Below are 24,943 nucleotides of genomic sequence, written 5' to 3'. Positions count from 1 at the left end.
ACCTGCCTCGTTCGCAGGAGTGAGCGACAGGAGACCCTATCCGATGCCCATCCTGACATTCCCCGACGGCAACACCCGCAGCTACGACGCCGCGGTGACCGGCCGTACCGTCGTCGAGGGCATCGCCAAGAGCCTGGCCAAGCGGACGGTCGCCATGGCCCTCGACGGGCGCGTCCGCGACCTCGACGATCTGATCGAGGCGGATGTCCGAATCGAATTCCTCGACCGCGCCGACCCGCGCAGCCTCGAACTGATCCGGCACGATTGCGCCCACGTCCTGGCGGAGGCCGTGCAATCCCTGTGGCCGGAGACGCAGGTCACCATCGGCCCGGTGATCGAGAACGGATTCTACTACGACTTCGCCCGCGAGCAGCCGTTCACGCCCGAGGACTTCCCCAAGATCGAGGCGAAGATGCGCGAGCTCATCGCGCGGGACGCTCCCTTCACCAAGGAGGTGTGGAAGCGCGACGACGTGCGGTCGCTCTTCGAGGGCAAGGGCGAACAATACAAGGTCGAGCTCGTGGACGCGATCCCGCCGGGCGAGGATCTGAACATCTACCGCCAGGGCGAGTGGTTCGACCTGTGCCGCGGCCCGCACATGACCTCCACGGGCAAGGTCGGCACCGCGTTCAAGCTGATGAAGGTGGCCGGCGCCTATTGGCGGGGCGATTCCAACAACCCGATGCTGACCCGCATCTACGGCACCGCCTGGGCGACGAAGGAAGACCTCGACGCCTATCTCCACCGCCTGGAGGAGGCCGAGCGCCGCGACCACCGGCGCCTGGGGCGCGAGATGGACCTGTTCCACTTCCAGGAGGAGGGGCCCGGCGTCGTGTTCTGGCACGCCAAGGGCTGGACCATCTTCCAGGAGCTCATCGCCTACATGCGCCGGCGCCTGAAGGGCGACTACGCCGAGGTGAACGCGCCGCAGATCCTCGACAAGTCCCTGTGGGAGACCTCCGGCCACTGGGACTGGTATCGGGAGAACATGTTCGCCGCCCAATCCGCCGGCGACGAGGCCGAGGACAAGCGCTGGTTCGCGCTCAAACCGATGAACTGCCCCGGCCACGTGATGATCTTCAAGCACGGCCTGAAGTCTTACCGCGATCTACCTCTGCGCATGGCCGAATTCGGCATCGTCCATCGCTACGAGGCGTCGGGCGCCATGCACGGGCTGATGCGCGTGCGCGGCTTCACCCAGGACGACGCCCACGTCTTCTGTACCGAGGACCAGCTCGCCGCCGAGTGCCTGAAGATCAACGACCTGATCCTCTCGACCTACGACGATTTCGGCTTCGGCGACATCGTGGTGAAGCTCTCGACCCGCCCCGAGAAGCGCGTCGGTTCGGATGCCCTGTGGGACCATGCCGAGGAGGTGATGACCCGCGTGCTGGCGCAGATCGAGGAGCAGTCTGGCGGCCGCATCAAGACCGAGATCAATCCCGGCGAGGGCGCCTTCTACGGGCCGAAATTCGAATACGTCCTGCGCGACGCCATCGGCCGCGACTGGCAATGCGGCACCACCCAGGTCGATTTCAACCTGCCGGAGCGCTTCGGGGCGTTCTACGTCGATGCCGACAGCCAAAAGAAGGCGCCGGTCATGGTGCACCGGGCGATCTGCGGCTCGCTGGAGCGGTTCACCGGCATCCTGATCGAGCATTTCGCCGGCCATTTCCCGCTCTGGCTGGCGCCGGTGCAGGTGGTGGTGGCGACGATCACGCAGGATGCCGATCCCTACGCCCGCGAAGTGGTGTCGGCTCTCGACCGCGCGGGGCTGAGGGTCGAGTCGGACCTGCGCAACGAGAAGATCAACTACAAGGTCCGCGAGCATTCGCTGGCCAAGGTGCCGGTCATGCTCGTCGTCGGGCGCAAGGAGGGCGAGGAGCGTACCGTCTCGATCCGCCGGCTGGGCAGCCAGCAGACCCGCACCGCCCCCCTCGACACCGCCCTGTCGGAGCTGCTCGCGGAGGCGACCTCACCGGATCTGCGCCGCAAACAGGCGGTGCAGGAAAGCGTGCCGAGTGAGGACGTGGCGCTGGACGGGCAGCACGGGGAAAGCCCGACGCCGTGAGCGGGCATCGGCTCATCCAACACCATCGACCTCATCCTGAGGTGCCTGCGTAAGCGGGCCTCGAAGGAGGGCTTCAGGGATCGTGGTGCCTGCTGGACCCCTCCTTCGAGGCCTCCGCTACGCTGCGGCGCCTCAGGATGAGGTGGTCTGTTTGGACATATCTGCCGGAGCGGTGCCCGATCGGGCACCGCTCCGTGATCCAATTACGGAACTTCGTTGCCGGCGTAGTTGATGGAGCCGTCAGCGCCCTTCTTCCACATGTACATGACGTAGTCGGGCCGGGTGATGTCGCCCTTCTTGTCGTAGGAGATGTCGCCGATCACCGTGTCGAACGGCTTGCCCTGCTGCATGTAGGTGGCGAGCTTCTGCCCGTCGCTGGACTTCGTCGCCTCCATCGCCTGCTTCAGGATCTGCACGGCGGCGTAGGAATAGAGGGTGTAGCCCTCGGGGTCGAAGTTGATCGCCTTGAAGGCGTCGATGGTGGCCTTCGCCTTCGGGTTCTTGCGGGCGTCGGGCGAGAAGGTCATCAGCGTGCCGTCGGAGCCGGGGCCGCCCACCTGCGAGAATTCACGATCGGCGATACCGTCGCCGCCCATGAGCGGGGCGGCGAGGCCCTGGTCGCGCATCTGGCGGATCAGCAGGCCGGCCTCGGTGTAGAGGCCGCCGAAATAGACCACGTCGACGCCGGCCTGCTTCAGCTTCGAGACCAGGGAGGAGAAATCCTTCTCGCCGGGGTTGATGCCCTCGAAGACGACGTTGGTGCCGCCCTTGGACTTCAGCGCCTTCAGGGTCTCGTCGGCGAGACCGCGGCCGTAGGGCGTCTTGTCGTGGACGAAGGCGATCTTCTTGCCCTTGAACTTCTCGGCGAGGTAGGTGCCCGCCACCGCGCCCTGCTGGTCGTCGCGGCCGCAGGTGCGGAAGGTGTTCCAGTTGCCGCGCTCGGTATACTTGATCGCCGTCGAGGCCGGGCTGATCTCGATGATGCCGGCTTCCTGCAGCACGTCGGAAACCGGGATCGAGACGCCGGAATTGAACGCGCCGACTACGGCCTTCACGCCCTCGGAAGCGAACTTGTTGGCCACCGACACGCCCTGCTTGGGATCGGAGGCGTCGTCGCCCACGGTCATGACGAGCTTCTCGCCGTTGACGCCGCCGGCCTTGTTGATGTCGGCGATCGCCTGGGTCGCCCCGGTCTTGATCTGGGCGCCGAAGGCCGCGTTGGGGCCGGTGACGGGGACCACCACGCCGATCTTGATCTCGGCCTGCGCGGCGCCCGCCAGCATCAGCGCGCCCAGTGCCACGCTCATCGCCATCAGTGTTTTCATGGTCATTTCCCCTTGGATCGGCGCTGCGGCTCGACGCCCTGACCGCATGCGCAGGATTGCACGAAGATGTGTCGGGCTCACGTCCCCTGGTTCTGGCCCTGGCTCCCGCGCTCGCGCCAGGTGAGGGGGCCGGTGCGCTCGTAGAGCCAACGGTACTGCGTGGTCATCTGGCCCGTGCGGGTGACGCGGTAGCCCAGCGCGCCGATGGCGAGGATCACCACCGCGTCGAGGGCGTAGCCGGCCGGCGAGAGCAGCGTGCCCGAGAACAGGGCGTAGTGGAGGAAGCGCGAGACCGCCGCGATAGCGAGGCTCGCCAGCACGCAATGCCAGAACGGGCGCCAGCCGCGGGCGAAGCCGCTGCCGGCCATCCAGGCGGCGCCCCCGCCCATCGCCAGGGTGACGAGCAGGAAGATGCCGAGATTGGGCGTGTCGAGGGACAGGGTCTCGGTCAATGCTGGCCCCCTTCGAGATAGGCCGCCTTCACCTGCGGATCGTCGAGGAGCTCGCGGCCCGTGCCGCTCATCGTCACCGCGCCCGTCACCATGACGTAGCCGCGATGGGCCAGCTTGAGGGCGTGATAGGCGTTCTGCTCGACGATGAAGACGGTGAGCCCCTCGCGCTCGTTGAGCTCGCGCACGGCCGAGAAGATCTGCTTGACGATGAGCGGGGCGAGGCCGAGCGACGGCTCGTCGAGCATCAGGAGCTTCGGACGGCTCATCAGGGCGCGGGCGATGGCCAGCATCTGCTGTTCGCCGCCGGACATGGTGCCGCCGCGCTGGTCGAGCCGCTCCTTCAGGCGCGGGAACAGGACGCACATGCGCTCCAGGTCTTCCGCGAAGTGCCGCCCGCCATGCACGGCCGCGCCCATCTGCAGGTTCTCGCGCACGCTCATGCGGGAGAAGATGCGCCGTCCCTCCGGCGATTGGGCGATGTTGAGCCGCGCGATCTCGTGGGTGGCCATCCGGGTGATGTCGCGGCCCGCATAGGTGATGCTGCCGGTGCGCGCCTGCGGCTGGCCGAAGATCGTCATCATCAGGGTGGACTTGCCGGCCCCGTTGGCGCCGATCAGGGCGACGATCTCGCCCTCCTTCACGTGGAGGTCGACACCCTTCAGAGCCTGGATGCTGCCGTAATAGGCGGAGACGCCGCGCACATCGAGAAGCGGCGCCTTGGTCTGCGCGGCCTGCAGGGCGCGCGTCTCCTCCACGAGGACGTTGATGCCGGCGACGCTCATGGCTGGGCCTCCGCATGGGTCAGGCCGACCTCGGCCTCCACCGCCGCCACCTCCTCGTCGTCGACGCCGAGATAGGCCGCGATCACACGAGTGTCGGTGCGGATGTCGTCGGGCGTGCCGTCGGCGATCTTGGTGCCGTAATCGAGCACCACGATCCGGTCGGAGATCTGCATCACCACGGACATGTCGTGCTCGATGAGGAGGACCGAGGTGTCGTACTCGTCGCGGATCAGCCGCAGCAGGGTGTTGAGCTCGGCCGATTCCCTCGGGTTGAGGCCGGCGGCCGGCTCGTCGAGGCAGAGCAGCACCGGATCGGTGCACATGGCCCGCGCGATCTCGAGGCGGCGCTGGTCGCCGTAGGGGAGGTCGCCGGCCGCATCGTCGGCGCGCGCGGTGAGGCCGATCCGGTCGAGCCAAGCGGCGGCCTTCTCGATCCCCGCCTTCTCGGCGCTGCGATAGGCCGGCAGCCCGAGGATCCCGAAGATCGAGAAGCCGGAGGCCTTCATCAGCGGCTTGTGCATGGCCACCAGCAGGTTCTCCAGCACGGTCATGCGCGGGAACAGGCGGATGTTCTGGAAGGTGCGGGCGACGCGGGCGAGGCGGTTGACGTCGTGGCCGGGCAGACGCTCGAGCAGGTAGGTCTCGCCGCCCTCCTGCACCAGGCGGATCATGCCCTCCGTCGGCTTGTAGAAGCCGGTGATGCAGTTGAAGACCGTGGTCTTGCCGGCGCCGTTGGGGCCGATCAGCGCGGTGATGTCGCCGCGCCCGACCTTGAAGGAGAGGTCGTTGACGGCGGTCAGCCCGCCGAACCGCATGGTCAGGTGATCGACGATCAGGACCGGGTCCGCCGGGCCGCCGGGCATCGCGGCGGGGGGCTCGTCCTGCACGGTGGCGAGCCGGGTGAGGCCTCCGGCGAGCGTCATCGTGCGCGCTCCGCGATGGTGACCGAGGGCGTTCGTTCGGAGATGAGGCCGCGCGGGCGGAACACCATCATCGCCACCATGGCGAGGCCGAACAGCAGCAGGCGGTACTCGCTCGGATCGAAACCCTCACCGAACACGGCCTTCAGGAAGCCGAGATTGCGCAGGAGTTCGGGCCCGCCGACCATGACGATGGCGGCGATGGCCACGCCGATCTGGCTGCCCATGCCGCCGAGCACGACGATGGCGAGGATGATGGCGCTCTCCAGGAAGTTGAAGCTCTCGGGGCTGACGAAGGCCTGACGCACGGCGAAGAACGAGCCGGCGAAGCCCGCGAACATCGCCCCCAGCGCGAAGGCGGTGAGCTTGGTGATGGTGGTGTCGATCCCCAGCGACCGGCAGGCGATCTCGTCCTCGCGCAGGGCCTCCCAGGCGCGGCCGAGCGGCAGGCGGCGCATGCGCAGGGTCACGAGGTTGGTGACCAGGGCCAGGACCAGGATCAGGTAATAGAGGAAGACCAGCCGGTGCATCGGGTTGAAGGCGAGCCCGAACGTGGCGGCAAAGCCGTTCTCGCCGGCCGTGAAGGGCAGGCCGAAGAAGCTGACGCGCGGGATCGAGGAGATGCCCGCCGAGCCGCCCGAGAAATCGGTCCAGTTGATGAGGACGAGGCGGATGATCTCGCCGAAGGCCAGTGTCACGATGGCGAGGTAGTCGCCTCGCAGGCGCAGTACGGGAAAGCCCAGCAGCACCCCGAAGGCCGCGGCGAACAGGCCGGCGAGCGGCAGACAGACCCAGAACGACAGGCCGAACACGGTGGAGAGCAGGGCGTAGGAATAGGCCCCCACCGCGTAGAACGCGACGTAGCCGAGATCGAGCAGGCCTGCGAGGCCGACGACGATGTTCAGGCCCCATCCGAGCATGACGTAGGTCAGGATCAGGATGCCGAGATCGATCCAGTAGCGGCCTTCGCCCAGAGACCCGGCGCCGAGGGCGGCGAGGAGGGGCAGGGTGAGGGCGATTCCGAGGGTGATGGGCGAGAGGATCGCGGCGAGGCGGCTCGCCCCTTCCGCGACGGGCGCATGGGCGGCACGCCGCCGTGTCCGGCCGGTGAGGTAGAGCTGCTGCAGGAACCGCAGGACGAAGATGGCGGCGCAGAGGGCGAAGACGGTGCCCCAGCGGCTGGTGATGACGAGGCCGATGCCCTGGCCGAGATCGGTGCGGTAGCTGACGATGGGGACGCAGAGGCCCAGCGTCACCAGGGCGAACAGGCCCGCATCCTTGATCAGGCCGGGCAGGGCGGAGGCGTCGGCGCGGGCGGTCACGGCGATGGGGGTGGTCGAACCGGATGCCACGTCAGACCTTCTCCACTTCGGGCCGGCCGAGAATGCCCGAAGGCTTGAAGATGAGCACGACGATGAGGATCAGGAAAGCCGCCACGTCCTTGTACTCGATGGAGAAATAGGCCGACCAGAACGTCTCGATCAGCCCGATGATGATCCCGCCGATCACCGCACCGGGCAGCGAGCCGATGCCGCCGAGGACGGCCGCCGTGAAGGCCTTCACGCCTGGTACGAACCCGTCCGAGAACGAGACCACGCCGTAATAGAGCAGGTACAGCGTGCCCGCGACCGCCGCCAGCGCCGCGCCGAGGACGAAGGTCAGCGAGATCGTGCGGTCGACATTGATGCCGAGCAGGGCGGCCATGCGCCGGTCCTGCTCCACGGCGCGCTGGGCGCGGCCGAAGGGCGTCTTCTGCACGAGGTACCAGAAGCCGGCGAGGAGCACGGCCGTGGTGATCATGATGATCGCCTGCTTGTAGGACAGGGTCACCGTGTATTGCTCGTTCTGGTACAGGACGATCACGTCGCGCACGAGGGGCGGCACCGGCTTGTTGCGCGCACCCTGGACCACTTGGACGAAGTTCGACAGGAAGATCGACACGCCGATCGCCGAGATCAGCGGCGCGAGGCGGAACGAGCCGCGCAACGGCCGGTAGGCCACCCGCTCGATCGCCCATCCCCACAACGCCGTCAGCGCCATGGCGACTAACAGCACGATCAGGAAGACCAGGGCCACGGAGGACAGGCCGAGCCAGGTGGTGAGGATCAGGAAGGCGATGAGGGCGATGAAGGCCGAGACCATGAACACGTCGCCATGCGCGAAATTCACCATGCCGATGATGCCGAAGACCATCGTGTAGCCGATGGCGATCAGGCCGTAGATCGACCCGAGGGTCAGGCCATTGATGAATTGCTGGGCGAAGAATTCCATTGATGGGCTTTCGCGAATGGCGTGCCAGAGGGCCGCTCGGAAAATGCCCCGAGCGGCCCGGCCGCCATGCTCACAGTGAGTTATGCGCGGGAGAGGGGAGTATCCGCAAGAACGCCCCGGGGTCAATGCGAGAATCGCCGGACTCCCGTGCGATCCCCCCGCATCGTCACCATGAGAATTCCGGACGGCGAACGACGAGTGCCAGGAGATGGACAGGCTCCGAAAGCAACGCCGCGCGGAAAGTCCGGCCATGGACCCTACGGTTTCCCGTAGTACGCAAGCGTGTCGGGCGCTGCCAAGGATAAGCCGGAGACGGAGAGACCGGCATGATCCACATTATCACTCCCGCCAACGAGGCCAAGTATCGCGACGAGATGGAACAAGCTTGGCGTCTCCGTCACGACGTCTTCGTGACGGAGAAGGGGTGGTCCGACCTCGCCAAGCCGGATGGACGCGAGATCGATCAGTTCGATACCCAGCACGCCATCCATTTCCTGGCGATCGAGGAGAGCAAGGTCATCGGCTATAGCCGGCTTCTCCCGACGACACGGCCGCATCTTCTGTCGGACATCATGCCTCAGCTTTGCGAAGGCGATCTTCCGCGCGGCAGCGAGACCTGGGAATGGACGCGCCAGGCCGTGGCGCGCTCGCACCGCGCCCGGGGCAAGGTGGTGAACCCGATCTCCATCGCGCTCCTCACCGGCATCGTCGAATGGGGAATGAGCCACGGCGTGAACCGGCTCGTGCTGCAGATGCCGACGCTCTACCTGCTGCACGTGGTGCAGCTCCACTTCCGCGCCCGCCCGCTCGGCCTGCCCCACGCGATCAGCGGCGAGGACATCATCGCGGCGACCGCGGAGTTCGACGAACGCACCCTGGCGCGGCTGCGCAGCATCCGTGGCAATTCCGACTCGGTGCTCGCGCCATCGTCCTACGCGTATCTCGCCGCCTGATCCGGGGCCGCTCGACGGCCATCTCGAACTGCCACGAAGACAAAGATCTTCGGCACCATGATATTGAAGGGGCTGACATCATGTACGCATCGGTCATCGACCGGGACGAGAGTCTCGACAAATTGGCGGAGTATTGCATCGCGGCTCGGGGCGTCATCGAGGCATCGGGCACGTCGGTCATGCGTCAGCTGATTGACCTCCTGCTGTTCGAGATCGGCGTCGCCCTGGCCGAGAAGGCCGAGATCGAGCCGCAGCCGGCGCGCAGCAACTGAGGCGTCGGGGCGGTGTCTGCGCCGCCTTGACTATGCCGGGCCACCTCATTTCGGCCCCGACCCACCGGTCTGGTAACGCTCACGGCGACAGCATTCATCGCCGCCGAGACGTCTTCGATGAATCATCACGATACATCGCAGGCCCGGACGGTATCCGCGCCGGCGGGCGAGGTCAGCGCCGCGGCCGGCTATCGGCGCACGGTCTGGGTCGTCGCGGCCGGCACCCTGGCCTTCGCGCTCGGCGAGGCGCTCTGGGCGCATCTGATCGGCTCCGCCGACCTGATCAAGGATGCGAGCGGGTTCGGATACGACATCGCGCTGAACGTGGTCGCCGCATCGGTGTTCAGGCGCGGGGTCAGGATCGAGAGCCTGTCGGCCCTCGTCATCGGCGGCCTCCTCGCCGCCACCGGGATCGACGGCCTGATCGATTTCTGGACGGAAGTACAGAATTCCACGGTCGAGAGCATGGAGGAGGTCGTCACGTCGAACGGCGTCGCCACCGCCGTCTCCTGCCTCGCGATGGCCGCGCTGGTGCGCTTCCGCGACGACGAGAATCCTCTGATCAAGGCGACGTGGCTGAATGCGCGCAACGACGCCGTCGCCGACCTGCTCACCTCGGGCCTCAGCGTCTTCGCCCATCTCGCCCCGGTCCGCTGGCCGGAATACGCGCTGGACCTGATCGCGGTCATGTTCTCGTTCCAGGCCGCCTACACCGTCCTGCGCACATCCTGGCCGGATATCCGCGCCGCCCTGCCGGAGCGTGCCGCCGTCGCGCGGGTGTTCCGCCCGGGCCCTTGAGAGGCCGCATCGATCGGGGGAACGGCGGGGAGAAGCGTCCGGTATGAACCAGGGCCCGCTCGCACGTGTTGAAGTCCGGTAGATCGCACCCGATCGATTGAAAGACCCGACATGCCGGCACTCGCCCGTACCTTCGCGCTCATCCTCGCCGTCTCGGCGGCACCGGCCCTCGCGCAGGATGTCCGGAGCGGGAAATCTCCGTTCCTCACCCAGGCTCCGCTCGGCAGCGTCAAGGCTTCCAGGATCATCGGCCTGCGCGTGGTCGGGCAGGACCACGTCAAGGTCGGCACGATCGAGGATGTGGTGGTGGATGGCAGCGGCCGCATCCAGGCCGTCGTGATCGATGTCGGCGGGTTCCTCGGTGTCGGCGGCAAGCGGATCGCGGTGGCGTTCGACCAGATGACCTGGAACACCGACGCGAAGGCGGGGCAGGCGCCCGATCCCTCCATCGTCAAGCCGAAGGATGCTCCCTCCGAGGCCCAGGCGGCCAAGGTGACGCCGGAGACCATGCCTGGCGCCAGATCCGGCAACGCCGTCCTCAACGCGGAGACCACCGGCGACACCGAACAAGCCACCGGCCCGGCGGGCGCAGCCGCGACGACCGATGCCACGAAGGGCCGGGCGACGATCCAGATCGGCGAGCCGATCGAGGCGGAGATCCGCCAGACCAAGGCCGAGTTGCAAGCCGCACCGACCTTCGCCTACCCGACGCAGAAGGCGCCGTGAGACCCAACAGGCTCAGTCGGTCCAGCCCCGGACCGGCGAGCCTCCGAACACCACCTGCCGGCGCATGGCCGGCGTGAACAGGCCATAGAGCATCCGCGGGTCGGCCGGCGCGCTCGCGGCATCGAGCAGGCTGCGATGCTCGGCCGACAGGGTGACGTCGAGGGCGGCGACGTTGTCGGCGACCTGCTCGGCCCGGCTCACGCCCATCAGTGTCGAAGCGATGCCGCGCCGGCCCATCACCCAGGCGAGAGCGATACGGACGGGCGATTGCCCCGCTTCGTCGGCGATCCGGCGGAGCAGCGCGACGATCCGCCAGTTCCGCTCGGTGAACAGGCTGTCGCCGAAGGGATTTGCCCCGTCGAGACGCTTGTCGTCGGCCGGCCGCTCCGCACCGGGATCGGCCGCATCGCGCGGCAATCCTCCGGCCCGTGGGGCGGCGGCTTCCACGCTCGCCCGCTCGTACTTGCCGGTCAGCAGGCCGTAGGCGAGGGGGCTCCAGGGCACGAGGCCCATACCGGAATCGGCGGCGAGGGGCACGTGCTCGTCCTCGATGTCCCGGTTCACCAGCGAATAGAAATACTGGAGCGCGATCGGCCCGGGCGATCCACGGCAGGCGGCGAGCGTCGCGAGCTTGGCGGCGTACCAAGCCGGCGCGTTCGACACGCCCCAGTAGCGAATCTTGCCCGAACGGACGAGGGCGGACATCGTCTCCAGCACCTCCTCGGCGGGCGTCACCGCATCCCAGACATGGAGCCAGAACAGGTCGACATGGTCCGTGCGCAGGCGCGTCAGCGATCCGTGCAGGGCGGCATGGAGGTGCTTGGCGCCGTTGCCGCCGGCATGCGGCCCCGATCCCGTCGCGAAGCCGGCCTTGGTCGCCACCACGAGGCGCTCGCGCAAGGCGCGCTCGGCGATGAACCCGCCGAGCATCTCCTCGCTGCGGCCGCCCGAATAGACGTCGGCGGTGTCGATGAAATTGCCGCCGGCCTCGACATAGGCGTCGAACACCGCGCGCGACTCCGCCTCGCCCGAGCCCCACCGCGCCGTCCCGAAGGTCATCGTGCCGAGGGCGAGGGGACTGACGGCGAGGCCGGAACGGCCCAGAGTACGGTAATCGGTCAACGGCATGGCAGATCTTTCATAATGATCGATATGGAACGAGTACAGCGATTGTCCCGCTGCGTCGATTGTTTCATATTGATCACTATGGAAGATGCTCTGCCGAAGCTGCCGCGAAAGACCGGCCGCCCCCTCTCGTTCGACCGCGATGCCGCTCTGGAACAGGCGATGCTGCTGTTCTGGCGGCACGGCTACGAATCCACCTCGCTCAGCGACCTGACCGCGGCGATGGGGGTGACGCCGCCAAGCATCTACGCGGCCTTCGGCGACAAGCGACGGCTGTTCCTGGCAGCGGTGCATCGCTACCTGTCGGGTCCCGTGACGGCGGAGACGATCATCGAGGGTGCCGGGACGGCCCGGGAAGCGGCTCGGCAGCTGCTCGAAGGATCCGCCATCGCCTTCACCGGCACGCAAACCCCGCCGGGTTGCCTGCTGGCCTCCGGCGCGATCAGCTGTTCGGCCGAGGCCGCCGACGTGCAGGCGGAGCTCGCCGCCCTGCGCGGCGGGATCGAGGCCCGGCTCGCCAAGCGGATCGCGAGAGGGAAGACGGAAGGAGAACTGCCCGGCGGGACCGATGCCGAGGCGCTCGCCGGCTTCGTGATGGCGATGATCCAGGGACTGTCGACCCTGGCGCGCGACGGCGCATCCCGCGAAAAGCTGCTGCGCGTCGCGGCGAACGCCATGCTGGCCTGGCCTTCGGGACCATCGGCATGAATTCGAGCGGGATCACCGGCTCGAAACCGATCGGGTCGCCACGACGATGTGCAGGCTGTGTCGACCGACGATCCCGTGCGGCCCTTTGGCTTTCATCGGGATCAGACGCTTCGGGGTACATCAACTCGAACGAGTTGGTGCGGCCAAGAGGACTCGAACCTCCACCCCTTGCAGGACTAGCACCTCAAGCTAGCGCGTCTACCAATTCCGCCATGGCCGCATCGGTGCCACCCGGACGCCGCGATGTCCGCCGGAGGGCGGTGCGGGCGTTTCGTGTGGCGCGGCGCAGCGGATAACAGATCGATTCCGCCGCGACAAGCGCCGTCATGCGACTCAGATGAGATCGACGGTCCCATCGAGGATCGGGACGGCCCCGTCACCGATGGTGACGCCGGGAACACGCACGACCTCCGCCTTGCGGATCAGCTCGGTGATCTCCACCGAGATCCGGTTTCCGGTCACCACGATCTGGCCACGTGCGATCGGGTGGTCGTTGGCGAGAATCTCGACCATATCCGTCTCGGTGGATTCGAGCTCGATCACGGCGCCGCGGCCCATGCGCAGCAGCATGTGGAGCGGCATGTGGCTGCGCCCGAGCACCACCGAGAGATCGACCTTCAGGTCTTCGAGAACCGCCACGCGCCACGCACTCCCTCGGCCCGTCCAGGGCCTGCATCGGCGGAGTGTTCATGAAATAGGGTGAAGCCTTGGTAAACGATCCCGCCCTCAGCGACCGGCTCTCCGTCTCGACGGTCGATTTCCGGCCGCGATCCGGCACGCGGCCGATCCTGTGGCGGATCAGCGACACGCCCGTCCCCTATGACGAGGCCGTGGCCGCGATGGAAGCGCATGCCGCGCGTATCGCCGGCGGCGACGCGCCGGAGATGGTCTGGCTCCTCGAACACCCGCCGCTCTACACGGCCGGAACCTCGGCGAAGGCGGCGGACCTCGTCGAGCCGGACCGTTTCCCGGTCCACGCCACGGGACGGGGCGGGCAGTACACCTATCATGGGCCGGGCCAGCGGGTGGCCTACGTGATGCTCGATCTCAACCGGCGCAGACCGGACCTGCGCGCCTACGTCTCCGCCCTCGAGGCCTGGATCATCGCCACGCTCAGCGCCTTCAACGTCCGGGGCGAGCGGCGCGAGGACCGTGTCGGCGTCTGGGTGCGCCGGCCGGAGAAGGGGGAGGGGGCGGAGGACAAGATCGCCGCCATCGGCATCCGCGTGCGGCGCTGGGTGAGCTTCCACGGCATCAGCCTCAACGTGGAGCCCGACCTGTCGCATTTCTCGGGCATCGTCCCCTGCGGCATCAGCGGCCACGGGGTGACGAGCCTCGTCGATCTCGGCCAGATCGTTACCCTGCCGGAGGTGGACATGGCCCTGCGCGCGGCCTTCGAGGCGATCTTCGGAGAAACGATCCTGGAAGAGACGATCCTGGAGGAGACGACCTGAGCGCGGAAGAGAGGTCGCACTCGGGCGGCCCGCGATGATGCAGGCCTCGATCGATCCCATGGCAGGCTTGCCGTGACAGGACGACGATCGTGCAGCAAGTTTCCCGTCATTGTCTCTAATTCACGCAGATCGATCACCAGTAAGGAAATAAATATCAGTTCTGAAATTTGAATTATTACAATTCATGAGCGGAAACTCTGTGTCCGCGCTCGCGACGATTGACATTCCAACAGTCATGTCGGTAGTCCGAAGCTGCAAGGCCGATCGCGCATCCATCGGCTGATCAGACGATCATTCCTTCAGAGATTCGTTCCCATGTTGAAGACGCTCGCGGCCGCCGGCCTCGTCGCGGCCGCGCGGCTGCTGATGTCGCCCGATGCCGCCCTGGCGCAGCAGGCCAGCGATCCCGTGATCGCCCTCGACGAACTCTCCGTCACCGGCGATGGTAAGGCGATCTCGCGGGGCTACCAGCCGGTGCGGACCTCCGTGGCGATGGGCACCGAAACGCCGATCATCAAGATCCCGCAATCGGTGGCCGTCGTCACCGAGCAGGTGCTGCAGGACCAGGCGGTGCACACCCTCGACGAGGCGCTCTACAACGTCTCCGGCATCACCCAGGCCAACACCCTGGGCGGCACCCAGGACGCCTTCATCCGCCGGGGCTTCGGCGACAACCGCGACGGCTCGATCCTGCGCGACGGCCTGCGCACGGCGCTGCCGCGCTCGTTCATGCCCACCACGCAGCGGGTGGAGGTCCTCAAGGGTCCGGCCTCGGCGCTCTACGGCATCCTCGATCCGGGCGGCCTCATCAACATCGTGACGAAGAAGCCGCTGTTCGAGCGGGCGGGCTACGTCGAGGCCTCCGGCACCAGCTTCAACGGCAGCGGTTTCGAGCTCGACCAGACCGGTCCGATCGAGGGCACCAACCTCGCCTACAGGCTCATCGCGCAGCATCGCAACTCCGAGTACTGGCGGAACTTCGGCACCCAGAACCAGCAGGTCCTGGCGCCCTCCGTCACGTGGCGGGGCGACGATACGCGGGTGACGCTGTCCTACGAATACTCGCACTACAAGGTGCCGTTCGACCGGGGCACGATCTTCGACCCGCGCACCGGCAGGGCCGTGAACACCCCACGCGATCGGCGTTTCGACGAACGCTACAACATCACCGCCGGAGAAAGCCACGTTGCCGGGATCGAGGTCGAGCGCATCCTCAGCGACACCTGGAAGGCCAATTTCAGATATGCCTTCAGCCACAATTTCTACGAGGACAACCAGGCCCGCGTCACCGCCTACGACCCGAATACCCGGGTCGTGACGCGCCGGGCGGATGCGACGCAGGATTCGAACTACTCGGTCCATTCCGGCCGCCTCGACCTGACCGGAAAGGTCAGCTTTCTCGGCGTCGAGCACGACCTCCTGGTGGGCGGCTCCTACGACTACTCGGACGTGCTGCGCACGCGGCTGATCCGTGGCCCGAGCAACAGACGCTTCGACATCTTCGATCCGGTCTACGGGCAATTGCCGCAAAGCGATGCCGTGAGCCTCGCGGACAGCGACCAGCGCGAGCGGATCGAAACCGCCTCGGTCTACGGCCAGGATTCGATCTCACTCACCGAAAGCCTGATCCTCGTGGGCGGCCTGCGCTACCAGGACTTCTCGCAGAGCGCCGGAAAGGGCAGGCCGTTCAACACCAACACCGACGTGTCGGGCGGGCGTGTCGTGCCTCGCGTGGGCCTCGTCTACCTGCTGACGCCGAGCGTCTCGCTCTACTCCTCCTACAGCCAGACCTTCCGGCCGAACTCGTCGATCGCGAGCTTCATCGGGGCGCTGCCGCCGGAGGAGGGAGAGGCCTACGAGGTCGGGATGAAGGCGGAGGTGTTCGACGGCATCACCGCCACGGCGGCGCTCTACGACATCACCAAATCGAATGTGCTCTATACCGAGGTGATCGGTGGCATCAGCTATAGCCGCACGGCCGGACAGGTGAACTCGCGGGGCTTCGAACTCGACGTCGCCGGGCAGATCGCGCCGGATTGGAGCGTCGTCGCCACCTACGCCTATACGGACGCCGTGGTGACCGCCGATCCGACGCTGAAGGGCAACGAGCTCCTCAACGTGGCGCCCCACACCGCCTCGCTGTTCCTGACCCACGATTTCGGTCAGGTCGGCGATGGACGCCTGCGGGCCGGGATCGGCGGACGCTATGTCGGGTCGCGGCCGGGGGATGCCGCCAACACCTTCCGGATGCCGGACTACGCCGTGGCCGACGCCTTCGTCGCCTACGACACCCGCGTGGGAGGCCGGCCGGCCACCGTGCAGCTGAACCTGCGCAACCTCACCGACGAGACGGTCTACACCTCCTCCATCGGCACCAATCTCGGCGTCGCCATCGGCGAACCGCTGCAGGCGATCGTCTCGGCCCGGCTGTTCTGGTAGGGCGCCCCGCCATGACCCTCCGCACCGTCCTCTTCCGCCTGCACTGGCTGCTCGGCCTTTCCGCCGGCTTCGTCCTCGCCCTCGTGGGCATGACCGGCGCCTTGCTGAGCTACGAGGAGGCGGTGACGGAATGGGCGAATGCCGACCGGGCCTACGTCGCCGCGAGCGAGGCCCCCCGCCTGTCGCCCTCCGCCCTGCTGGCGCGCATCGAGGCGCAGCATCCGGGCCTCACGGTCAATTCCCTCACGCTCTGGGGCGAACCGGAGCGGAGCCCCCGCGTCCGCTTCGTCAACGATGCGAGCCTCGGCACGCGACCGCCGACCCTCTATCTCGATCCGGTGGACGGACGGGACCTCGGCGCCATGCGGCTGGAGGGCGCCTTCGTCACGATCCGCAAGCTGCACCGCTGGCTGCTTTTGCCGGGCGACGGCAAGGGCTGGGGGCGCAGTCTCACCGGGATCAGCACCCTCGCGCTGCTCGTGTTCCTGGCCACCGGGCTCTACCTGCGCTGGCCGAAGCTCCATTCCTGGCGGATCTGGCTGAAACCCGCCCTCAAGCGCCCGGGCCGGCCGCGCTGGTGGTCGCTCCACAGCGTCGCGGGAACCTGGCTGCTGCCGGTCTACGTCCTCATCGCCCTCTCCGGTCTGTGGTGGTCCTACGACAGCTACAGGAGTGCCGCGACTTGGCTGCTCACGGGCGAGGTACAGCGCGCCAAGCCGCCCCGGCGCGCCGGACTGCCCGCCGAGGTCGCTCCCTCGACCCTCGACGCCGCCTTCGCGAGCTTCAGCACGGGCGAGGGGGAAGGGGCCCACATGGTCCTCATCGCATTGCCGGGCCCGGAACTCGCGACGATCCGCATCCGCTCCCTCGCCGCCGCCTCGGACCTGCCGAAGGCCCGCGACGAGGCCACTTTCGACCCCGCCACCGGTGCCCGCCTGTCCCGGGCCCGATTCGCCGACAAACCCCTCGGCCGCCAGATGGCCGAGAACATGCTGGAAGTGCATCGCGGGCGCTTCTTCGGCAGGGTCGTCGCCTTCGCGTTCTTCCTCGCCGCTCTGGCGATGCCGCTCTTCGCCGTCACCGGTCTCGTTCTCTACGTCCTGCGCCGGCATGCGCGGCGTCGCAGGACGATAGCGGCGATGGTGGCGATGGCCGGCGCCGGACGCTGAAAGCCGTGCTCGCCGATCCCGGTTCTGGCCGGGACCGGCGACGTCCGGATCGATGCGATCGTCAGACGACCAGCACGTCCGCGGCGTCGAGCACCGGCTTGCCGAGGAGCGTCGCGATCAGGACCGCGTCGTGGGCCGTGCCGGAGCCGTCGGCATCGTAGAACAGGTTGCCCCTGGCGCTGTCGTAGACGATGCGCTGGTCGGTCGTGGTCGCGGTGCCGAGGGCGAAGGCGTCGTTCGACAGCGCGCCGTCGGACAGCGCCGTGAAGGTGCTCGAATCGAAGGCGAGGGTATCCTCGCCATGGCTGAAATCGACGATGCGGTCCTTCTCGCCGGCCAAAGGCAGGACGTCGAACACGAAGGTGTCGGCGCCGGCATCGCCGCGCAGCACGTCCGTCCCCGCTCCGCCGGTCAGGGTGTCGTCGCCACCGCCGCCGAACAGCCGGTCATTGCCCGCGCCGCCGAGGAAGTGGTTCTCCCCGGAATCGCCCCTCACGGAATCCGCGAAAGCCGAGCCTTTCACGATCTCGAATCCGGAGATTCCGCCGGTCCCCGTGGCCCTGCCGCTGTCGAGGAACGCGCGCGCCGAGGAACCGTAATCCGAATAATCGAGTGTGTCGGTGCCGTCGCCGCCCAGACTCGTGCCGCGGATGGACGAGCCGCTCTCGATACCGAGCGTGTTGTCGCCGGACCCGAACTGGATGGCGGTGCCGCCGCCGCCGAGGATGCGGCCCGAATTGACGATCCCGTCGTCGAGGTCGCTGACGATCCTGATGGCGATGCCCGATCCGCCCTGGATGAGCCCCGCATTGTCGATCGTCGTCAGGAACGGCGCATTTCCCTGCGAACTGTCGTCGATCAGGATGCCGAGGCCGGCGCCGTAGATGCACGCACCGGCGAGGTTCGTGATCTCGCCGCCGCCCGCCGCGATGCCTTCCGCGGTGTTGGGCAGGCCGTCCGAGCCGGTACCGCCGGCGCCCAGACCGCGGATGACGCCATGGTTCTCGATCGTCGCCCGGAAATCGATGTCGATCCCGTCGCCGTCGCCGTCGTTGATGCCGTCCGGGCCGCCGCCATCCTTGGCCCCCGGTGTCGAGCCGTTGACGTCGGAGCCGGCCGTATCCGCGAAGGACCCCGTGATGATTCCGTAATTGACCACGCTCGCCGTGCCGTCCGAGCCGACGCCGGACCCGTTGCCGCCGAGGATGCGGGCGCCCGCCTCGTTCGTCACCGTGACGAGGCTGCCCTCGCCCATGTCGATGCCGTGACGGTCGCCGAGGATGGCGCCGCCCGCCGCGTTGAGGATCGTCCCGCCCGCATCGTCCTCGAACTGGATGCCGTCGGCGCCCTGGACGTAGCCGGGCGCGGAACCGCCCTGGATCGTGCCGCTATTGACGAGATCGAGCTTGGCGCCGATGCGCAGGCCATCGGAGATCCGCGACAGCACCGACCCGGCATTGTCGATCTCGGCCAGGAAATCGCCCATGGTCGAGGCGAAATCGAGCGCCTGCCCTCCGTTGGAGACGATGCTGGAACCGGCCCCCGTGGTGAGCGTCAGGGTGCCGGCAGCGACGCTCCCGGCCGCGATCTGCACGGCGTCGTCGACGGCGAGGATGTCGCCGTCATTGTCGATCGTCGCGTTCAGCGTCGCGCCGACGCCGCTCTCGAAGCGGATGGCGCGGCCGCCGGAGGCGGTGTTCTCGATCAGGCCGTCATTGGTGATCACGGCGCCGTTCGGGGCGGTCGTGAAGCGCACGGTCTGAGCATCGCCCGAGACCGAGAGGGTGCCGTCCACCTGGAGCGTATCGGCACCCGACAGGGTCAGTCGTGCGGATTGTGTCGTGCCGGCGGCAACCGAATAGGCGGTCATGCTGTCTCATCCCGGTCCGTGGACGTCGGCCGGATGGCGGACGTCGATTCCTCGAAGCGCGGCGGACGCTAGAGGGGATGGATGACAGGCGGACGACCGCGCGGGGACCCCGGCAGCCTCAAACGACCGGCACGCCGCGCCCCTTGGCATGCTCGCTGGGCTCCACGTGGATGACGACCACGGCGCCCTCGATGGCGCCCTCGATGGCGCTCTCCAGCCGGTCGCAGATGTCGTGCGAATCCTTCACCGTCATCTCGCCGGGCACGACGAGGTGGAAATCGATGAAGGTCGCCTGTCCGGCGTGGCGGGTGCGCACGTCGTGCGCCTCCAGCGCGCCCTCGCCGTGGTCGGAGATCAGGGTGCGGATCTGGGTCACCATCTCGGCAGGCGCCGCCTTGTCGAGGAGGCCGCTCACCGAATCGCGCACCATGGTCCAGCCCGACCACAGGATGTTGAGGGCGACGAGGCCGGCGATGAGCGGATCGAGGATCAGCGTACCGGTGAACGCCACCAGCGCGACGCCGACGAGCACCCCGCCGGAGGTGACCACGTCCGACATGACGTGGCGCGCATCGGCGACGAGGGCGGGCGAGCGCCAGGCCTTGCCACGACCGAGGAGCGCGACGGCCCAGACGCCGTTGATCGCCGTGGCGAGACCGTTCACGGCGAGCCCCAGCATCGGCGCGTCGAGCGGCTTGGGGTCGAGGAGGCCGTAGAACGACTCGCGCAAGATCAGGATGGCCGCCACGATGATGAGGGCACCCTCGATCACCGCCGAGAAGTACTCGGCCTTGTGATGGCCGTAGGGATGGTCGTCGTCGGCCGGCGCCGCGGCCACCCGCAGGGCGACGAAGGCGAAGGCCGCCGCCGCCACGTTGATGATGCTCTCCAGCGCGTCGGAATAGAGCGCTAGGCTCCCGGTGAGCCAGTAGGCGGCGAACTTGAGCGCCATCACCAGAGCGCCGATTCCGGCGCTCGCGAGGGCGGCTTTCTGAGTGCGGTCCATGGCCGGTGCGATCCGTGGCGGGCCCGGCGGGAGACTGGGCGAGAGGCTGAGAAGAAGCTGGTTCAAAGCGCCCCCGCCCATACGATCATCACGGCGGACAAGGCCACGGCAAAGGTTGAACCCGCCGGTGAAGGGTTTAGTCGGGGCTATGTCTCGGGCCTTAGCCCGGCGTATTCACAAGTTTCTATCCCCGGCCGTCCTGGGTCAAATCGGCCTGCTCCGACCTTCCTTCAACCGAAAATTAACTATGCTGGAAGATAAAAATCGGGAATTTAGGCGCAACTATCATGCAAGATGCCCGAGCAATAGCGAATCATATACTATCAAATTATGACTCGTTATCAATGAACATTACCAATTTGAAAATAAATAAGATCATATATCTGGTGCATGGCTGGTATTTTGCACGGAAGAACGAAGCTCTGATTAGAAATCATTTTGAGGCATGGCAATATGGTCCTGTGATTAGGGTCGTTTTTGATTCGTTCAGTAAGTTCGGCGATCAGCCGATAACAGAAAAAGCACTATACATGGACCATAAGTTAGGAAAAATGAGGAGTGTCGATTTCGTTGCTTCAACAAAAATCGATTTTGAATTGATAAAAAAAATAACTGATTTCTATATTAAATACAGCGCATCCGAGTTAGTGACATTGACACACAAAAACGGCTCCCCTTGGCATACAATTTTCCATAATCTTGAGGAAAATAAAGGTATTCGGGATCGCATCCCAAACGAACTTATTTATGCCTATTTTTGTTCGCTTGGCGGATCAGGAAAATCTCACTGACTGTAGAGCGTTCTTTACTAAACAAATTTCAGTGCTAACGTCCACTTAGGAACAGGTTACGTTGGGAGCACTCCGTTGCACGCTCGACTTAAGACATTTCACTTTTTAGATGTCATCAAGTTCGCAAGACCAAGCATTGTCGACATTGACCCAATGCTAACTGCGAGGGAGATTGAGTCCAGGAACACTAATTCATTTCTATCATACGGTGCGATTTATTCTAGAATAAAGCACATCGCCGAAAATAAAATAGATCAAGATTATCTTGACAAAAATTTTTCATTTTACAAGAAAGAATGGAAGAATAGATGCCTTAAAGAGGTTGCAGGTCATTTAAATGATTACTTTTTAGCACGAGGATCATGGTACCCAAGCGGGCCAAAACTCACCCCTGTATTGGGCACTTGGTTCAGACCAATTAAAAACGGCTCTTGGTTTGTTGATGGCCGCTCATACGATGTCCTTATTAACCCAAGAAAAGGACAACCTTTAAACGAAGCCGATATGCGATTCTTAGTTCGTGCCATGTATGAAATCTTTGGGATTGATGATCCAAATAACCCTGATCAGCTGATAATCGATATCAGCGCGCCCAATCCCAAAGGGCCAAGAGTATTGCGCTCAAGCAATCTATCGGTCGAAACGGCAATTTCATTGAATGAATTTGAAGGTATCATGAAGTTGTTTTTTGAGGCGCTTGCTCTGGCAGGCATATCAACTCAGGCTACTCGGAGTGATGAGATGCGAGATCTTTTTCGCCGCAGGTAATTTGACATGAAATATATGTATTAAAAATTATTTATCTTTAGCTCGACGCGCGGTCTCGCGGGCGGCGCTTTTGGCGCTCTGTGCCCGCGCTCGCTCGGCCTTGCGCGCATAGCTCCGGGCCATCCAGGCCCAGCGGGCGTTGGCCGCCATGGTATCGAGCCGCTGAGCCTCCCGGTCCCAGTAAGACATCAGCTGCGAGTCGAGCGTGATCCGGCGACGAGGGCCCTTGATCCCGGACGTTTCGGCCTTGAGATTCTCAGTCATCGCGCGAACCAAATCTCGTTGAAATCGGCCGAGCACCACGCCTACTTGAACGCGTGCGGTCAAGGTTGTTTTGAGCGTAGGCCGGTGAAAATGCGGCCTGCTCGACATCCATTGTCGCGTGAAGCCGCACGAAGCCCTTTCGACCTCGCCGCGACCCGCCGGGCATTGATCCGCAGGCCCGAACCGTGCTGTTGGCGCCCGATGCGCGTCGACCTCTTCGATTTCGATCTGCCCGAGGCGAGCATCGCCCTGCGGCCGCCCCAGCCCCGCGATGCCGGGCGGCTGCTCGTGGTCAGGCCCGGCCAGCCCCTCGAGGACCGCGCGGTGCGCGATCTCGCCGACCTGCTGCGGCCGGGCGACGCCCTCGTCTTCAACGACACCCGCGTGATCCCGGCCCGCCTCCACGGCATCCGCCACCGTCCCGGCTCGCCGGGCCTGCGGATGGAGGCGATGCTGCATCTGCGCGAGGCCCCCGAATGCTGGCGCGCCTTCGCCCGCCCCGGCAAGCGCCTCGCCATCGGCGACAGGATCGGTTTCGGACGGAGCGGGGAGGGCGAGGCCTGCGCGCTGGGCGTCCTCGACGCCACCATCGTGGAGAAGCGGGAGGGCGGCGAGATCGTCCTGCGTTTCGACCTTTCGGGCCCCGCCCTCGACGAGGCCATCGCGCTCACCGGCGAATTGCCTCTACCGCCCTACATCGCGGGCAAGCGCCCCACCGACGCGCGGGACGCGGTGGATTACCAGACGGTCTATGCCCGGCAGGCCGGCGCCGTCGCCGCTCCCACGGCGGGCCTGCACTTCTCCGACGCGCTTCTTTCCCGGATCGACGCCGCCGGCATCGAACGCCACACAGTGACGCTGCATGTGGGCGCAGGCACCTTCCTCCCGGTGAAGGCCGACGACACCGACGACCACCGCATGCATGCCGAGATCGGCATCCTCGACGCCGGGACCGCCGACGCCCTCAACGCCGTCCGCGCCAGGGGCGGCCGGATCGTGGCCGTGGGCACCACCGCCCTGCGCCTCATCGAGAGCGCGGCGGACGGGGAGGGCCGGCTTCACGCCTTCTCCGGTCCTACCGAGATCTTCATCACGCCGGGCACCCGCATCCGCGGGGTGGACGCGCTGATGACCAACTTCCACCTGCCGCGCTCGACCCTGTTCATGCTGGTCTCGGCCTTCTCGGGCCTGGCGACCATGCGGGCGGCCTATGCCCATGCCGTCGCGGAGGGATATCGATTCTACTCCTACGGGGATTCGAGCCTGCTGTTTCCGGCCCCAACCGATTGAAGGGTCACTCCACTTGCCGGGTGCCGGGAGCGCATCACCTGCCGCGTCAGCGGCTCGAGGCGAGCGGCCAGGATGCCCTGCCGGCGCACGCGCGGGCGCCATCGGGCGCCTGCCCCTCGACAGCATCCGGCCCGGCCTCGCCCTGATGCGGCTCGTCATCGCCGAGGCCACGGGCTATCAGGCGCTCGATCCGGCCTCACCCGACGGCCGCCTGTAGAGACAAACGGCGCGCCTGCGATGTCCGATTCCCGCTCCACCTCCTCGCCGGACTTCACCTTCCGCATCGACGCCACCGACGGGCAGGCCCGCACCGGGGCGATCTCGATGCCGCGGGGCACGATCCGCACGCCGGCCTTCATGCCGGTGGGGACGGCGGCCACCGTCAAGGCGATGTATCCGGGCCAGGTCCGAGACCTCGGCGCCGACGTGGTGCTCGGCAACACCTACCACCTGATGCTGCGCCCCGGCCCGGAGCGCATGGAGCGGCTCGGCGGTCTCCACCATTTCATGAACTGGCCGCACCCGATCCTCACCGATTCCGGCGGGTTCCAGGTGATGTCGCTCTCCGCCTTGAGGAAACTCGACGAGCAGGGCGTCACCTTCCGTTCGCATGTGGACGGGTCGGCCCACCACATGAGCCCCGAACGCTCCATCGAGATCCAGGGACTTCTCGGCTCGGACATCCAGATGCAGCTCGACGAATGCGTGCGCCTCCCGGCCGAGCGCGGCGCCATCGAGAGCGCCATGCGCCTGTCCCTGCGCTGGGCCGAGCGCTGCCGGATCAGGTTCGGCGAGCAGCCGGGCAAGGCGATGTTCGGCATCGTCCAGGGCGGCGACCTGCCCGACCTGCGAGTGGAGAGCGCCAGGGCGCTCGCCGATCTCGACCTCAAGGGCTACGCCATCGGCGGCCTCGCGGTGGGCGAGCCGCAGGAGGTGATGCTCAGGATGATCGAGACGGTGGAACCGCATCTGCCCTCCACCAAGCCGCGCTACCTCATGGGCGTCGGCACGCCCGACGACCTGATGCGCTCGGTGATGCGCGGCATCGACATGTTCGACTGCGTCATGCCGACCCGCGCCGGCCGCCACGGCCTCGCCTATACCCGCCACGGCCGGATCAACCTGCGCAATGCCCGCCACGGCGAGGATACGAGCCCGCTGGACGAGACCTCGTCCTGCCCCGCCGCCCGCGACTATTCCCGCGCCTATCTCCATCACCTCGTGCGCACGGACGAGATCCTCGGCATGATGCTGCTGACCTGGAACAACCTGTCCTACTACCAGGATCTGATGGCGGGGATGCGCGCGGCGATCGCGGCGGGCCGCCTCGCCGATTTCTGCGGCGAGACCCGCGAGGCCTGGGCCCGCGCCGAGTCGACGCGCGCCGCCGCAGCCAGGGGAATCGCATTTGAGGATTTGATGTAGCGCCGGTTTGGGAATTGGGCTTCTGCGAGGCTTTTGGAGGGCATCGCATGCGGAGCCTGATCAC

The 24,943-nt window shown here is 66.3% G+C and carries 25 protein-coding genes and 1 tRNA gene; 14 read left to right on the top strand and 12 right to left on the bottom strand.

From position 1 onward, the window contains the following. Positions 1 to 43 precede the first annotated feature (43 nt). On the top strand, positions 44 to 2,071 hold the full coding sequence (thrS, locus tag ACFQ4G_RS13465; RefSeq protein WP_238207346.1) for a threonine--tRNA ligase: 2,028 nt from the start codon (positions 44 to 46) through the stop codon (positions 2,069 to 2,071). 203 nt (positions 2,072 to 2,274) lie between these two features. Here thrS and ACFQ4G_RS13460 read toward each other — a convergent pair whose 3' ends face one another. The 6 genes from ACFQ4G_RS13460 to ACFQ4G_RS13435 form a co-directional block, all read right to left on the bottom strand. After that, positions 2,275 to 3,402, bottom strand: coding sequence for a branched-chain amino acid ABC transporter substrate-binding protein (locus ACFQ4G_RS13460; RefSeq protein WP_379040392.1), 1,128 nt, complete (start codon positions 3,400 to 3,402; stop codon positions 2,275 to 2,277). Between the two features lie 71 nt (positions 3,403 to 3,473). Next, positions 3,474 to 3,848 carry a DUF6867 family protein gene (locus ACFQ4G_RS13455; protein WP_238207342.1) on the bottom strand — a complete coding sequence of 125 codons (375 nt, stop codon included), beginning with the start codon at positions 3,846 to 3,848 and terminating at the stop codon, positions 3,474 to 3,476. Then, positions 3,845 to 4,630 carry an ABC transporter ATP-binding protein gene (locus tag ACFQ4G_RS13450; RefSeq protein ID WP_238207340.1) on the bottom strand — a complete coding sequence of 262 codons (786 nt, stop codon included), beginning with the start codon at positions 4,628 to 4,630 and terminating at the stop codon, positions 3,845 to 3,847. The genes ACFQ4G_RS13455 and ACFQ4G_RS13450 overlap by 4 nt, the downstream gene beginning before the upstream one ends. Next, positions 4,627 to 5,493: an ABC transporter ATP-binding protein gene (locus ACFQ4G_RS13445; protein ID WP_238207497.1), complete on the bottom strand. Its 867-nt coding sequence runs from the start codon at positions 5,491 to 5,493 to the stop codon at positions 4,627 to 4,629. The genes ACFQ4G_RS13450 and ACFQ4G_RS13445 overlap by 4 nt, the downstream gene beginning before the upstream one ends. Before the next feature lie 56 nt (positions 5,494 to 5,549). Then, positions 5,550 to 6,902, bottom strand: coding sequence for a high-affinity branched-chain amino acid ABC transporter permease LivM (gene livM, locus ACFQ4G_RS13440; RefSeq protein WP_238207337.1), 1,353 nt, complete (start codon positions 6,900 to 6,902; stop codon positions 5,550 to 5,552). A gap of 1 nt (position 6,903) precedes the next feature. After that, entirely contained in the window at positions 6,904 to 7,821 is a 918-nt protein-coding gene (locus tag ACFQ4G_RS13435; RefSeq protein ID WP_238207335.1) for a branched-chain amino acid ABC transporter permease, read from the bottom strand. 326 nt (positions 7,822 to 8,147) lie between these two features. On the opposite strand from ACFQ4G_RS13435, the gene ACFQ4G_RS13430 reads away from it, so the two are divergent. From ACFQ4G_RS13430 to ACFQ4G_RS13415, 4 genes are all read left to right on the top strand, one after another. Next, a complete protein-coding gene (locus ACFQ4G_RS13430) occupies positions 8,148 to 8,774 on the top strand; it encodes an acyl-homoserine-lactone synthase (protein ID WP_238207333.1) in 627 nt (208 codons plus the stop codon). A gap of 80 nt (positions 8,775 to 8,854) precedes the next feature. Next, positions 8,855 to 9,046 (top strand): hypothetical protein, encoded by a 192-nt coding sequence (locus tag ACFQ4G_RS13425; protein WP_238207331.1) that lies wholly within the window; start codon positions 8,855 to 8,857, stop codon positions 9,044 to 9,046. A gap of 117 nt (positions 9,047 to 9,163) precedes the next feature. Then, complete coding sequence (locus ACFQ4G_RS13420; protein WP_238207329.1) at positions 9,164 to 9,844, top strand: cation transporter; 681 nt, start codon at positions 9,164 to 9,166, stop codon at positions 9,842 to 9,844. Positions 9,845 to 9,955: 111 nt separating this feature from the next. Further along, the gene (locus tag ACFQ4G_RS13415) at positions 9,956 to 10,570 is read left to right on the top strand and encodes a PRC-barrel domain-containing protein (RefSeq protein ID WP_238207328.1); all 615 of its coding nucleotides are present in this window, start codon (positions 9,956 to 9,958) and stop codon (positions 10,568 to 10,570) included. Positions 10,571 to 10,582: 12 nt separating this feature from the next. Here the strand turns inward: ACFQ4G_RS13415 and ACFQ4G_RS13410 are convergent, their stop codons facing one another. Continuing rightward, on the bottom strand, positions 10,583 to 11,698 hold the full coding sequence (locus tag ACFQ4G_RS13410) for an aldo/keto reductase (RefSeq protein WP_238207327.1): 1,116 nt from the start codon (positions 11,696 to 11,698) through the stop codon (positions 10,583 to 10,585). 78 nt (positions 11,699 to 11,776) lie between these two features. Between ACFQ4G_RS13410 and ACFQ4G_RS13405 the strand changes: the two genes are divergently transcribed. Continuing rightward, positions 11,777 to 12,403, top strand: coding sequence for a TetR/AcrR family transcriptional regulator (locus ACFQ4G_RS13405; protein ID WP_238207326.1), 627 nt, complete (start codon positions 11,777 to 11,779; stop codon positions 12,401 to 12,403). 135 nt (positions 12,404 to 12,538) lie between these two features. Here the strand turns inward: ACFQ4G_RS13405 and ACFQ4G_RS13400 are convergent. Both ACFQ4G_RS13400 and ACFQ4G_RS13395 read right to left on the bottom strand, forming a co-directional pair. After that, positions 12,539 to 12,623, bottom strand: a tRNA-Leu gene (locus tag ACFQ4G_RS13400). A gap of 113 nt (positions 12,624 to 12,736) precedes the next feature. Further along, positions 12,737 to 13,042, bottom strand: coding sequence for a FliM/FliN family flagellar motor switch protein (locus tag ACFQ4G_RS13395; RefSeq protein WP_238207325.1), 306 nt, complete (start codon positions 13,040 to 13,042; stop codon positions 12,737 to 12,739). Between the two features lie 68 nt (positions 13,043 to 13,110). Here ACFQ4G_RS13395 and lipB point away from each other — a divergent pair, with 68 nt between their 5' ends. The 3 genes from lipB (at position 13,111) to ACFQ4G_RS13380 (ending at position 17,465) form a co-directional block, all read left to right on the top strand. Beyond that, positions 13,111 to 13,857 carry a lipoyl(octanoyl) transferase LipB gene (lipB, locus tag ACFQ4G_RS13390; protein ID WP_238207324.1) on the top strand — a complete coding sequence of 249 codons (747 nt, stop codon included), beginning with the start codon at positions 13,111 to 13,113 and terminating at the stop codon, positions 13,855 to 13,857. A 315-nt stretch (positions 13,858 to 14,172) separates the two neighbouring features. Then, entirely contained in the window at positions 14,173 to 16,296 is a 2,124-nt protein-coding gene (locus ACFQ4G_RS13385) for a TonB-dependent siderophore receptor (protein WP_238207323.1), read from the top strand. 11 nt (positions 16,297 to 16,307) lie between these two features. Then, positions 16,308 to 17,465 carry a PepSY-associated TM helix domain-containing protein gene (locus ACFQ4G_RS13380; protein ID WP_238207322.1) on the top strand — a complete coding sequence of 386 codons (1,158 nt, stop codon included), beginning with the start codon at positions 16,308 to 16,310 and terminating at the stop codon, positions 17,463 to 17,465. 61 nt (positions 17,466 to 17,526) lie between these two features. Here the strand turns inward: ACFQ4G_RS13380 and ACFQ4G_RS13375 are convergent, their stop codons facing one another. After that, positions 17,527 to 19,335: a beta strand repeat-containing protein gene (locus ACFQ4G_RS13375; protein ID WP_238207320.1), complete on the bottom strand. Its 1,809-nt coding sequence runs from the start codon at positions 19,333 to 19,335 to the stop codon at positions 17,527 to 17,529. A 118-nt stretch (positions 19,336 to 19,453) separates the two neighbouring features. Then, on the bottom strand, positions 19,454 to 20,341 hold the full coding sequence (locus ACFQ4G_RS13370) for a cation diffusion facilitator family transporter (protein ID WP_238207318.1): 888 nt from the start codon (positions 20,339 to 20,341) through the stop codon (positions 19,454 to 19,456). Between the two features lie 287 nt (positions 20,342 to 20,628). Between ACFQ4G_RS13370 and ACFQ4G_RS13365 the strand changes: the two genes are divergently transcribed. After that, positions 20,629 to 21,132 carry a Panacea domain-containing protein gene (locus tag ACFQ4G_RS13365; protein ID WP_238207316.1) on the top strand — a complete coding sequence of 168 codons (504 nt, stop codon included), beginning with the start codon at positions 20,629 to 20,631 and terminating at the stop codon, positions 21,130 to 21,132. Positions 21,133 to 21,207: 75 nt separating this feature from the next. Next, complete coding sequence (locus ACFQ4G_RS13360; protein WP_238207314.1) at positions 21,208 to 21,900, top strand: hypothetical protein; 693 nt, start codon at positions 21,208 to 21,210, stop codon at positions 21,898 to 21,900. Positions 21,901 to 21,927: 27 nt separating this feature from the next. Here the strand turns inward: ACFQ4G_RS13360 and ACFQ4G_RS13355 are convergent, their stop codons facing one another. Continuing rightward, positions 21,928 to 22,227 (bottom strand): hypothetical protein, encoded by a 300-nt coding sequence (locus ACFQ4G_RS13355; protein ID WP_379040384.1) that lies wholly within the window; start codon positions 22,225 to 22,227, stop codon positions 21,928 to 21,930. A 138-nt stretch (positions 22,228 to 22,365) separates the two neighbouring features. On the opposite strand from ACFQ4G_RS13355, the gene queA reads away from it, so the two are divergent. The 3 genes from queA to tgt are packed head-to-tail and all read left to right on the top strand — an operon-like array spanning position 22,366 to position 24,879. Continuing rightward, positions 22,366 to 23,454 carry a tRNA preQ1(34) S-adenosylmethionine ribosyltransferase-isomerase QueA gene (queA, locus tag ACFQ4G_RS13350; RefSeq protein ID WP_238207310.1) on the top strand — a complete coding sequence of 363 codons (1,089 nt, stop codon included), beginning with the start codon at positions 22,366 to 22,368 and terminating at the stop codon, positions 23,452 to 23,454. Positions 23,455 to 23,467: 13 nt separating this feature from the next. Beyond that, a complete protein-coding gene (locus ACFQ4G_RS13345; protein WP_238207308.1) occupies positions 23,468 to 23,671 on the top strand; it encodes a hypothetical protein in 204 nt (67 codons plus the stop codon). Positions 23,672 to 23,691: 20 nt separating this feature from the next. Next, on the top strand, positions 23,692 to 24,879 hold the full coding sequence (gene tgt, locus ACFQ4G_RS13340) for a tRNA guanosine(34) transglycosylase Tgt (protein WP_379040382.1): 1,188 nt from the start codon (positions 23,692 to 23,694) through the stop codon (positions 24,877 to 24,879). Positions 24,880 to 24,943 lie beyond the last annotated feature (64 nt).

Origin of the sequence: Methylobacterium marchantiae (assembly GCF_042679825.1) — a bacterium.
Taxonomy (GTDB): Bacteria; Pseudomonadota; Alphaproteobacteria; order Rhizobiales; family Beijerinckiaceae; genus Methylobacterium; species Methylobacterium marchantiae.
This window is presented reverse-complemented; position numbering and strand designations above follow the sequence as displayed.

Excerpts from the sequence above, each read along its gene's own strand:
- tgt (WP_379040382.1), top strand. The coding sequence starts at position 23,692 with ATGTCCGATTCCCGCTCCACCTCCTCGCCGGACTTCACCTTCCGCATC.
- ACFQ4G_RS13450 (WP_238207340.1), bottom strand. The coding sequence starts at position 4,630 with ATGAGCGTCGCCGGCATCAACGTCCTCGTGGAGGAGACGCGCGCCCTG.
- ACFQ4G_RS13435 (WP_238207335.1), bottom strand. The coding sequence starts at position 7,821 with ATGGAATTCTTCGCCCAGCAATTCATCAATGGCCTGACCCTCGGGTCG.
- ACFQ4G_RS13410 (WP_238207327.1), bottom strand. The coding sequence starts at position 11,698 with ATGCCGTTGACCGATTACCGTACTCTGGGCCGTTCCGGCCTCGCCGTC.
- ACFQ4G_RS13405 (WP_238207326.1), top strand. The coding sequence starts at position 11,777 with ATGGAAGATGCTCTGCCGAAGCTGCCGCGAAAGACCGGCCGCCCCCTC.
- ACFQ4G_RS13375 (WP_238207320.1), bottom strand. The coding sequence starts at position 19,335 with ATGACCGCCTATTCGGTTGCCGCCGGCACGACACAATCCGCACGACTG.
- ACFQ4G_RS13365 (WP_238207316.1), top strand. The coding sequence starts at position 20,629 with ATGCAAGATGCCCGAGCAATAGCGAATCATATACTATCAAATTATGAC.
- ACFQ4G_RS13370 (WP_238207318.1), bottom strand. The coding sequence starts at position 20,341 with ATGGACCGCACTCAGAAAGCCGCCCTCGCGAGCGCCGGAATCGGCGCT.
- ACFQ4G_RS13420 (WP_238207329.1), top strand. The coding sequence starts at position 9,164 with ATGAATCATCACGATACATCGCAGGCCCGGACGGTATCCGCGCCGGCG.
- thrS (WP_238207346.1), top strand. The coding sequence starts at position 44 with ATGCCCATCCTGACATTCCCCGACGGCAACACCCGCAGCTACGACGCC.
- ACFQ4G_RS13415 (WP_238207328.1), top strand. The coding sequence starts at position 9,956 with ATGCCGGCACTCGCCCGTACCTTCGCGCTCATCCTCGCCGTCTCGGCG.
- queA (WP_238207310.1), top strand. The coding sequence starts at position 22,366 with ATGCGCGTCGACCTCTTCGATTTCGATCTGCCCGAGGCGAGCATCGCC.
- ACFQ4G_RS13385 (WP_238207323.1), top strand. The coding sequence starts at position 14,173 with ATGTTGAAGACGCTCGCGGCCGCCGGCCTCGTCGCGGCCGCGCGGCTG.
- ACFQ4G_RS13425 (WP_238207331.1), top strand. The coding sequence starts at position 8,855 with ATGTACGCATCGGTCATCGACCGGGACGAGAGTCTCGACAAATTGGCG.
- ACFQ4G_RS13445 (WP_238207497.1), bottom strand. The coding sequence starts at position 5,493 with ATGCCCGGCGGCCCGGCGGACCCGGTCCTGATCGTCGATCACCTGACC.
- ACFQ4G_RS13430 (WP_238207333.1), top strand. The coding sequence starts at position 8,148 with ATGATCCACATTATCACTCCCGCCAACGAGGCCAAGTATCGCGACGAG.
- ACFQ4G_RS13380 (WP_238207322.1), top strand. The coding sequence starts at position 16,308 with ATGACCCTCCGCACCGTCCTCTTCCGCCTGCACTGGCTGCTCGGCCTT.
- ACFQ4G_RS13460 (WP_379040392.1), bottom strand. The coding sequence starts at position 3,402 with ATGACCATGAAAACACTGATGGCGATGAGCGTGGCACTGGGCGCGCTG.